3 tRNA genes are annotated in these 597 nt (G+C 43.0%); all 3 read left to right on the top strand.

Annotated features, from left to right (window positions below):
- The first annotated feature begins 85 nt into the window (after positions 1-85).
- Positions 86-161: transfer RNA gene (locus FS935_RS17335), tRNA-Val, on the top strand.
- A gap of 60 nt (positions 162-221) precedes the next feature.
- Positions 222-297: transfer RNA gene (locus tag FS935_RS17330), tRNA-Lys, on the top strand.
- A 10-nt stretch (positions 298-307) separates the two neighbouring features.
- Positions 308-393, top strand: a tRNA-Leu gene (locus FS935_RS17325).
- The last annotated feature ends 204 nt before the right edge of the window (positions 394-597 follow it).

The following is a 597-nucleotide window of genomic DNA, read 5'->3' as shown; positions in this document are numbered from 1 at the left end:
TGAGAGTAGGACGTTGCCAGGCAACCCTTTTTTGGGGTTATGTGTATGATATACAACAGGGTGCTTTGGACAAGCATTTGTTTATGGAGGATTAGCTCAGCTGGGAGAGCATCTGCCTTACAAGCAGAGGGTCGGCGGTTCGATCCCGTCATCCTCCACCAAAGTTTTTTCGCGAAGCGAAAATAACTTTCCATTGCAATGTTCTTAGTGAAGTAACACAAGAGCCATTAGCTCAGTTGGTAGAGCATCTGACTTTTAATCAGAGGGTCGAAGGTTCGAATCCTTCATGGCTCACCATATTTAACATGCCGGGGTGGCGGAACTGGCAGACGCACAGGACTTAAAATCCTGCGGTAGGTGACTACCGTACCGGTTCGATTCCGGTCCTCGGCATTAATAACGTTTTTTCACGCAAGTGAAAATAACGTACATTAAAACACGCAAGTGAAAATAACGTACATTAAAACACCCTTATGAATTTAATGCAAATTATTATGTAATAAATACATCTTTATGTAATATTTGGTTAAACTAAGCGCCCGTAGCTCAATTGGATAGAGCGTTTGACTACGGATCAAAAGGTTAGGGGTTCGACTC

The organism is Metabacillus litoralis (assembly GCF_007994985.1).
Taxonomy (GTDB): domain Bacteria; phylum Bacillota; class Bacilli; order Bacillales; family Bacillaceae; genus Metabacillus; species Metabacillus litoralis.
This window is presented reverse-complemented; position numbering and strand designations above follow the sequence as displayed.